The 8,206-nt window shown below is 71.6% G+C and carries 9 protein-coding genes; 6 read left to right on the top strand and 3 right to left on the bottom strand.

The window, feature by feature from the left end; translation table 11 throughout:
* The first annotated feature begins 40 nt into the window (after window positions 1-40).
* The 4 genes from ACWED2_RS32075 to ACWED2_RS32090 all read left to right on the top strand — a co-directional run bounded on the left by ACWED2_RS32075 (window position 41) and on the right by ACWED2_RS32090 (window position 3,237).
* Window positions 41-814, top strand: a complete 774-nt coding sequence (locus ACWED2_RS32075; protein ID WP_449694238.1) for a class I SAM-dependent methyltransferase — start codon at window positions 41-43, stop codon at window positions 812-814.
* Window positions 811-2,316, top strand: a complete 1,506-nt coding sequence (locus ACWED2_RS32080) for a 1,4-alpha-glucan branching protein domain-containing protein (protein WP_449694239.1) — start codon at window positions 811-813, stop codon at window positions 2,314-2,316. Before ACWED2_RS32075 ends, ACWED2_RS32080 begins: the two co-directional genes overlap by 4 nt.
* An 11-nt stretch (window positions 2,317-2,327) precedes the next feature.
* Entirely contained in the window at window positions 2,328-2,816 is a 489-nt protein-coding gene (locus tag ACWED2_RS32085; RefSeq protein ID WP_449694240.1) for a glutathione peroxidase, read from the top strand.
* 217 nt (window positions 2,817-3,033) lie between these two features.
* The gene (locus tag ACWED2_RS32090) at window positions 3,034-3,237 is read left to right on the top strand and encodes a hypothetical protein (protein ID WP_449694241.1); all 204 of its coding nucleotides are present in this window, start codon (window positions 3,034-3,036) and stop codon (window positions 3,235-3,237) included.
* A 116-nt stretch (window positions 3,238-3,353) separates the two neighbouring features.
* Here the strand turns inward: ACWED2_RS32090 and ACWED2_RS32095 are convergent, their stop codons facing one another.
* The gene (locus ACWED2_RS32095) at window positions 3,354-5,117 is read right to left on the bottom strand and encodes a glycoside hydrolase family 2 protein (protein WP_449694242.1); all 1,764 of its coding nucleotides are present in this window, start codon (window positions 5,115-5,117) and stop codon (window positions 3,354-3,356) included.
* A 111-nt stretch (window positions 5,118-5,228) separates the two neighbouring features.
* On the opposite strand from ACWED2_RS32095, the gene ACWED2_RS32100 reads away from it, so the two are divergent.
* The gene (locus ACWED2_RS32100) at window positions 5,229-6,506 is read left to right on the top strand and encodes a glycosyltransferase family 4 protein (RefSeq protein ID WP_449694243.1); all 1,278 of its coding nucleotides are present in this window, start codon (window positions 5,229-5,231) and stop codon (window positions 6,504-6,506) included.
* A gap of 12 nt (window positions 6,507-6,518) precedes the next feature.
* On the opposite strand, the gene ACWED2_RS32105 is transcribed toward ACWED2_RS32100, so the two are convergent.
* Both ACWED2_RS32105 and ACWED2_RS32110 read right to left on the bottom strand, forming a co-directional pair.
* A complete protein-coding gene (locus ACWED2_RS32105; RefSeq protein WP_449694244.1) occupies window positions 6,519-6,647 on the bottom strand; it encodes a hypothetical protein in 129 nt (42 codons plus the stop codon).
* Between the two features lie 129 nt (window positions 6,648-6,776).
* Window positions 6,777-7,556: a class I SAM-dependent methyltransferase gene (locus tag ACWED2_RS32110; protein WP_449694245.1), complete on the bottom strand. Its 780-nt coding sequence runs from the start codon at window positions 7,554-7,556 to the stop codon at window positions 6,777-6,779.
* A gap of 142 nt (window positions 7,557-7,698) precedes the next feature.
* On the opposite strand from ACWED2_RS32110, the gene ACWED2_RS32115 reads away from it, so the two are divergent.
* Complete coding sequence (locus tag ACWED2_RS32115) at window positions 7,699-8,115, top strand: hypothetical protein (protein WP_449694246.1); 417 nt, start codon at window positions 7,699-7,701, stop codon at window positions 8,113-8,115.
* Window positions 8,116-8,206: the final 91 nt, after the last annotated feature.

The following is an 8,206-nucleotide window of genomic DNA, read 5'->3' on the forward strand; positions in this document are numbered from 1 at the left end:
GACGGCGGTGCCGGACGTGACACCCGCTAGGGTCGCGGAGGTGACCACCCCAGCCACCCGGGCCGAGGCGCTGCACCTGACCGGCGAGCGGACCGTCCCCGGCATCGCCGAGGAGAATTACTGGTTCAGGCGCCACGAAGCCGCGTACGCCGCCCTGCTCCCCCACTGCGCGGACGCGACGGTCCTCGAAGCCGGCTGCGGCGAGGGTTACGGCGCCGGCCTCCTCGCGACCGCGGCCCGCCGGGTGCTCGCGCTGGACTACGACGTCCCGACCACCGAGCACGTCGCCCGCCGCTATCCCGAGGTCGCCGTCGCGCGGGCCAACCTGGCCTTCCTCCCGGTCCGGGACGCCGCCGTCGACGTCGTGGCCAACTTCCAGGTCATCGAGCACCTGTGGGACCAGGCCGGGTTCCTCGCCGAGTGCCGCCGGGTGTTGTCGCCGAACGGCAAACTGCTGGTCACGACCCCCAACCGGCTGACCTTCACGCCGGACAGCGACACCCCGCTGAACCCGTTCCACACCCGCGAGCTGGCGGCGTCCGAACTGGCCGGGCTGCTCACCGAGGCCGGCTTCACCGTCGAATCGCTGCACGGGCTGCACCACGGCGAGGCCGTGCGCGCGCTCGACGAGCGGTACGGCGGCTCGATCATCGACGCCCAGCTCGACGTCGTCATGGGCAAGCTGCCGGGCCAGGCCGTCTGGCCGGCGGAACTGCTCGCCGACGTCGCCGCGATCGAAGCCACCGGGTTCGACATCCACGGTGACGACCTCGACGCCAGCCTCGACCTGATCACCGTGGCGGTGCGCCGATGAGCGAGGGCACCTTCTGCCTCGTCGTGCACAGCCACCTGCCCTGGCTGCCGCACCACGGAACCTGGCCGGTCGGCGAGGAGTGGCTCTACCAGGCGTGGGCGCACTCCTACCTGCCGATGGTCGAGCTCCTGGAGCGCTTCGCCGACGAGGGCCGCCGAGACGTGCTGACCCTGGGCGTGACGCCGGTGCTCGCCGCGCAGCTCGACGACCCGTACAGCATCCGCGCGTTCCACGACTGGCTCGGCCACTGGCAGCTGCGCGCCCAGCACGCGGCGACGCTGTGGCGCGGCGACCCCCTGCTGCGCGAACTCGCCGCGGCCGAGCACCGGACCGCCGTCCGCGCGGCCGAAGAGCTCGGGACGCGGTGGCGGCACGGGTTCTCCCCGGTCCTGCGGTCCCTGGTCGACAATGCGACCATCGAGCTCCTCGGCGGGCCGCTCGCCCACCCGTTCCAGCCGCTGCTGGACCCGCGGGTGCGGGAGTTCGCGCTGAACGCCGGGCTCGCCGACACGGCCCTGCGGCTCGGGACGCGACCCGAGGGAATCTGGGCGCCCGAGTGCGGCTACGCGCCTGGTATGGAAAACGACTACGCGGCCGCCGGCGTGCGACGGTTCCTGGTCGACGGCCCGTCGCTGCGCGGCGAGACCTGGGCCGCGCGGCCGGTCGGCGGCTCCGACGTCCTCGCGTTCGGCCGGGACCTCGAGGTCACCTACCGGGTCTGGTCGCCGAAGGCCGGCTACCCCGGCCATGCCGCCTACCGCGACTTCCACACCTGGCAGCACGAGGTCGGCCTCAAGGCGGCCCGGGTCACCGGCAAGACGGTCGAGCCGCAGGACAAGGCGCCGTACGACCCGGCGCTCGCCGCGGACGTGCTGGGGACGCACGTCAAGGACTTCGTCGAGACCGTCGTGACGCGGCTGCGGTCGCTGAAGCGGCAACACGGGCGCGAGGCGCTCGTGGTCGCCGCGTACGACACGGAGCTGTTCGGGCACTGGTGGCACGAAGGACCGGCCTGGCTGGAGGGCGTGCTGCGCGCGCTGCCCGACGCCGGCGTGCGGGTGACGACGCTGAAGGGCGCGATGGAGGCCGGCCACGTCGGCGCGCCGATCGACCTGCCGGCGTCGTCGTGGGGGTCGGGCAAGGATTGGCGCGTCTGGGACGGCGAGCAGGTCAAGGACATGGTCGCCGCCAACAGCGCGCTGCAGGAGCGGCTGCTCGACCTGGTCCGGGGGCTGGACCGGACGGCGCGTGACACGGTCGCCGACCAGGCCGTCGCCGAGGCGATGCTGGCGCTGGAAAGCGACTGGGCGTTCATGGTCACCAAGGACTCGGCCGCGGACTACGCGCGTCGTCGCGCGGTGGTCCACACCAAGCGCTTCGACGCGCTGGCCGGGCTGCTGCGCCGCGGCGAACGCGCGCGGGCCGAGGAGCTCGCCGCGGCCTACCGCGCCGACGACGGACCGTTCGGGCACCTCGACGCCCGGGCGCTGAAGCACGACTGAAAGGGACCTTCATGGGGATCCACGAAATTCCGCTCAAGACCCTCGACGGGCGGGACAGCTCGCTGGGCGAGTTCGCCGGCAAGGCGCTGCTCGTGGTCAACGTCGCGTCGAAGTGCGGCCTGACCCCGCAGTACTCCGGGCTCGAGCGGCTGCAGGAACGCTTCGGCGGGCAGGGCTTCTCCGTCGTCGGGTTCCCGTGCAACCAGTTCGCCGGCCAGGAACCCGGCAGTGCGGACGAGATCCAGACGTTCTGCTCGACCACCTACGGCGTCACGTTCCCGCTGTTCGAGAAGATCGACGTCAACGGCGAAGGCCGGCACCCGCTCTACGCCGAGCTGACCGGGACCCCCGACGCCGAAGGCGCGGCGGGCGACGTCCAGTGGAACTTCGAGAAGTTCCTCGTCGGCGCCGACGGCGAGGTGCTGGCGCGGTTCCGGCCGCGCACCGAGCCCGAGGACGAGGCGGTCGTCAAGGCCATCGAGGCCGCGCTGCCGGCTTGATACCACGGCGGGGGACACCGATCCCCCGCCGTCACCGGAATTCACCGGATCGACTGAAAACGGCGGCCGTTCAGGTATCACGCAAACGCAACCGAAAATGATTGTCGTGAGCCGGACGGTCGAACTCCGGGTGATCAGCCTGCCGATTTCCCCGCCTCGCCTTCGATAATTCTTCCGACGCCATTTCGGCGTTGTCACGGGCGAGAAGGGATCACCGATGAGCACAACCAGACACCGGGCCGCGCTGGCCGCGGTCCCCGTCGCACTCGGGCTGCTCCTGGCCGGCCCCGCCGTGGGCACCGCGTCCGCCGCACCGCGGTCCGACGCGGACGTCCAGGCCCGGCACTGCCTGCTGCTGTGCGCCGGCCACCACCATCACCACGGGCACATCCACATCCTGGGCCTCTGGCTGCACCTGTAGATCCCCCCGACGCCGGGGCGGCCGCCGCCCCGGCACCCTTACGCCTTTCTCGACACAAGGCGGGGATGCTTGGCGAAGATGCATTTCCCCGGCGAGGTGACCGACTGTTGCCGAAATCAGGCCGAGCCCGCCTCGATCACCTTTCGCACGCACTTCGCGACTGTCGCCAGGTCCACTTTGACCACACGACGGTCGTAGGTGAGCAGCCCGTTGACCTCGTTTTCGACATCCGTCGTCTGGGTGTAGACGGCGCCGGACAGGCCGCGCTCCGCAACTATTCGCTCGAGAGCGGCGCTCACCTCGGCGTAGCGCTCGGTGAGCCGCTCCCGCGTCGGCGTCATCTCGTACGCGTTCGGTGGCCCCGGCCAGCAGTGGTCGTCCAGAACCAGACCGAGGCCGCCGTACTCACCGTCGACGATCGCGCGCCCGTCGCGCACCGACGGCGCTCCAGGACCGACGTACGTGTGGTCGTCGTAGACGTCGCCCGCACCGCTGTCCGGGCGGGAGAAACAGCAGTTGATGCCGCTGTTCGCGATCACCAGCCGCGTCGGGTCGAGGGCTTTGACCGATTCCGCGACACGCGCGGTGTCGAACTCGCCCCAGCCCTCGTTGAACGGGACCCAGCCGACGATCGACGGGACCGGCTGCAGCTGCGTCACCATTTCGGCCAGCTCCGCCTCGAACCGCTCGCGCGCCCGGGGGACCGGGTCCGGCGCGGTCCCGGGCGGGCCGTCGAACGACACGGTCAGCGACGGCATGTCCTGCCAGACGACCAAGCCCAGCGTGTCGGCCCAGAAGTACCAGCGGGCCGGCTCGACCTTCACGTGCTTGCGGACGAAGTTGAAGCCCAGCTCCTTCGTCTTCTCGAGGTCGAACCTCAGGGCCTCGTCGGTGGGCGCGGTCGAGATGCCGTCCGGCCAGTAGCCCTGGTCGAGCGGTCCGTGCAGAAAAGCGACCCGGCCGTTGAGCGCGATCCGCGGACGTCCCTGCGCGTCCGGGACCAGGCCGATCGTCCGCAGGCCGGCGTAGCTGCCGACCTCGTCCGAAATCGAACCACGCTCGTCGAGCAGCTGGACACGCAGCGAATAGAGGTGCGGGTCATCGGGGGTCCAGAGGCGCGGCGAAGGGACGTCCACCCGCACCGCCGCCCCGGCCGCACCCGAAGCCCGCGCCACCTCGGTGCCGTTCGCCGAAATGACGACAACGACCTCCGCGCCGCCGTTGACCTGCGGGAACACCGTCACGCCCGCCAAGTCCGGGGTCAGGTCCAGCCGCTCGATCCGCGCCTCGGGGACCGGCTCCAGCCACACCGTTTGCCAGATTCCGGACGACGGCGTGTAGCAGATCCCGCCGGGCGCGTTGCGCTGCTTGCCGACCGGGAAGGGCTCGATGTCGGTGCGGTCCTCGGCGCGGACAGTCAGCTCCTGTGGCCCCGAGGCGCGCAGGACGTCGGTGATGTCCGCGCTGAAGGCCGTGTACCCGCCCTCGTGGGTCGCGACGAGCTGGTTGTTGACCCAGACCTTCGCCGTCTGGTCGACAGCGCCGAAGTGCAGGAGGACGCGTGAACCGCGCCAGTCGGAGGGGACGTCGAAGAGGCGCCGGTACCAGAGGACTTCGTCGCGTCGTCGAATTCCGGACAACGCCGATTCCGGCGGGAACGGGACCAGGATGCGCTCGGCGTAGCCGGACGGCCGTGGTTCGTCCGGCGACGACGGCCAGCCCGCGTACTCCCAGACGCCGTTGAGGTTGAGCCAGCGAGGCCGCGTCAGCTGGGGCCGCGGGTACTCGGGCAGGGCGTTGTCGGGAGCGACGTCGGCGCTCCACGGGGTCGGCAGGGGCGGGTCGAGCCGGCGCCAGCCGGAGTCCTCGGGAGAAGTCATCCCGGTCGATGGTGGCAGAGATCCCGGTGGCCGCCAGTGATCGAGATCACATGTGAACACTTCGCCAGCACGGGCGCGTCGGGGCTTCCGACTCGCGAGTAACCTCTGCGCATGCGAGTGCTGATGCTGTCCTGGGAGTACCCGCCCGTGGCCATCGGGGGCCTGGCCCGGCACGTCCACGCGCTCGCCACCCACCTCGCCCGCCAGGGCCATGAGGTCGTGGTGCTGTGCCGGCACGCCGCGGGCACCGACGCCGGGACGCACCCGCGCACCGACCGCGTCGTCGAGGGCGTGCGGATCATCCGGGTCGCCGAGGACCCGATGCACGTGACCTTCGAACGGGACCTCGTCGCCTGGACGCTGGCCATGGGCCACGCCATGATCCGCGCCGCGCAGGACCTGCTGCGCACCTGGCAGCCCGACGTCGTCCACGCGCACGACTGGCTGGTCGCCCACCCGGCCATCGCGATCGCCGAGGCCGCGCGGGTACCGCTGGTCGGCACGATCCACGCAACCGAGGCCGGGCGGCACTCCGGCTGGCTGTCGCACCCGCTGAACCAGCAAGTTCACTCGGTCGAGTGGTGGTTGGCGAACCGCGCCGACGCGCTGATCACCTGCTCCCAGGCCATGCGCCGCGAGGTCGCGCACCTCTTCGAGGTCGAGGCCGAGGACGTCACGGTGATCCACAACGGCATCGAGGAGCGCGGCTGGCAGGTGCCCGCCGACGAGATCGCGCGCGCCCGCGAGGTCTACAGCCCCGCCGGTGCGCCGCTGTTGCTCTATTTCGGACGACTCGAGTGGGAGAAGGGCGTGCAGGACCTGCTGGCCGCGCTCCCCCGCATCCGGCGCCGCCACCCGGGCACCCGCGTGGTCGTTGCCGGAAAAGGACGACACTTCGACGAGCTGGTCGAGCAGGCGCGGAAGCTGCGGGTGCGGCGCGCGGTCGACTTCGTCGGACACCTCTCCGACCGCGACCTCCGCGCGGCGCTGGCCGCGGCCGACGCCGTCGTGCTGCCGAGCCGGTACGAGCCGTTCGGCATCGTCGCCCTGGAGGCCGCGGCCGCGAAGGCGCCGCTGGTCGCGTCGACAGCCGGCGGACTTGGCGAGGTCGTCGTGCACGGCGAGACCGGGCTGGCGTTCAGCCCCGGCGATGTCGCGGAATTGGCCAATGCGGTGACGACCGTGCTCTCCGACGCCGAAGCCGCGGCCGAGCGAGCGCGGGCCGCGCAGTCCCGGCTGGCCGCGGACTTCGACTGGGGCCGGATCGCCGAAGCGACCGCCGAGGTCTACCGGCGGGCGAAGCCGGGCGAACCGGTCGAGCTGCCCCGGCCCAAGATCGCCACCGGCAACGCCTTCGAACCGGTCCCGGCCGAGATCCCGGAAGTCTAGGTAGCCGCGCCCTCAGAACCGGCACGGCCGGACGCAGTCCGGAGCGGCCGAGACGGCCGTGGCCGAAATCGCGTCCACGGCGAACGCGAGCGAAAACACGACGAAGACGGCGGCGACGGCAGCTCTCAACCTGCTGGTCATGGGGACTCCTCGGGGGACGGTGGCGCGATCGGCGCCTCGCAGCGAGCATCCGCGCCGCCTCCCGGGGAAACAATAAGCGGAACAGCAGGGGCCGGTACGTAATCGCCTTCCGTGATCGGTTCGTCCGGTTCACCGGGTTCCGGTCAGCACCCGGACCCGGACGTGTTCCCGCAGCGGCCCGTGCGGGGCGACCGCCGCCCGGATGCGCTCGGTGAACGCCGGCCGCGCGTCCGGGCCGGGCAGCTGCTCCGGGCTCATGGCCGAAAAAACGCCACCGGCCAATTCGTCGACGCTCAGCGTCGCGGAGTACTCGACGACGGCCGAGCTCACGGCGTACCCGGCGGCGGCGAGCGCCTTCGCGTACCGCTCCTGGCTCGCGTCGTCGGTGCCGCAGGTCCGGTGCGGCGGGGTGCCAAGGTAGTCGGAGAGAACCTTTCGCAGCGCGGCCGACCACGCCGTGTCCTGCAGCCACAGCGGCCGGCCGTTGGTCACCACCGCGACACCGCCGCCGGGCCGCAACAGCGGGCGGATCGCCGCGAACAGGAGCTCGTGGTCCATCCAGTGCAACGCCTGCGCCACCGTCACCGCGGCCAGGCGCCCCGGACCGAGGGCGGCCGTCAGCACGCCGACGTCGGAGTCGGCGCCGAGCAGCCAGCCGACGTTCGGCTCGGCCGTCGCCCGGCGGGCCTCCGCGAGCATTGCCGGCTCCGGATCCATGCCCAGCACCGCCCCGACGCGGGGCGCCAGGGCCCGGGTGAGCTGCCCGGTGCCGCAGCCGAGGTCGAGGACCACGTCCTCGCGGGTCAGCGTGAACGCCGCAGCCAGCTCTTCCGCCACCTCGGGCGGGTAGCCGCGACGGAACCGCTGGTAGTACTCGCTCACTTCGCCGCCGAACGCCGATGTCGTCATGGCCCGAGCCTTCCCGCCACGACCGGCGAGCAGCCGCCGTTCCGCTCAAGGCGGACCCGAGCGTCACAGTCGGGTATCGACCGGCAACCCGCTGGCCTGCGCAAACGCCTTGAAAGCACGAACCGAACTCCGTGAGGTCACCATGAAGATCCTCTCCCTCACCGCGGCCGGCCTGCTCGCACTCACACCGGCGGCGGCCGCGCAGACCACCACACCGCCTCCGCTGCCCACCTGGCTGAACTTGTCCGCCTCCAGCGGGCACCCTGGCGAAAGGGTCTCTCTCACCGTCGCGTGCGAAGGTGAAGTCAGCCCGGTCACGACCAAGGCACTGCGCATCACCACGCCGTTGGACCGCAACGCCGAGGGACACCAGCCGTGGGCGTTTTTCGGCGAAAGCGTCGTCGCCGCCGTCGCGCCCGGCACCTACCCGGTTTCCGTCCGCTGCGCGGGCAAACCCCTGACCGCGCGTTTCACCGTCTTGGCGGCGAAGCCCCGGCCCGGCCAGGTGAAGGTCGTCCCCCACGGCGCACCCCGGACCGGGGACGGCTCGGCCGCCTAGATGAGTGATTCCGTGAAGTTGGTGTTAGTGGTCGTAGGCGATGAGTGAGCGTTTGCTGGTCAGGCCGGTGGTCCAGTTGTGCCAGATGGCG

The sequence above is a fragment of the Amycolatopsis sp. NPDC005003 genome, assembly GCF_053600695.1.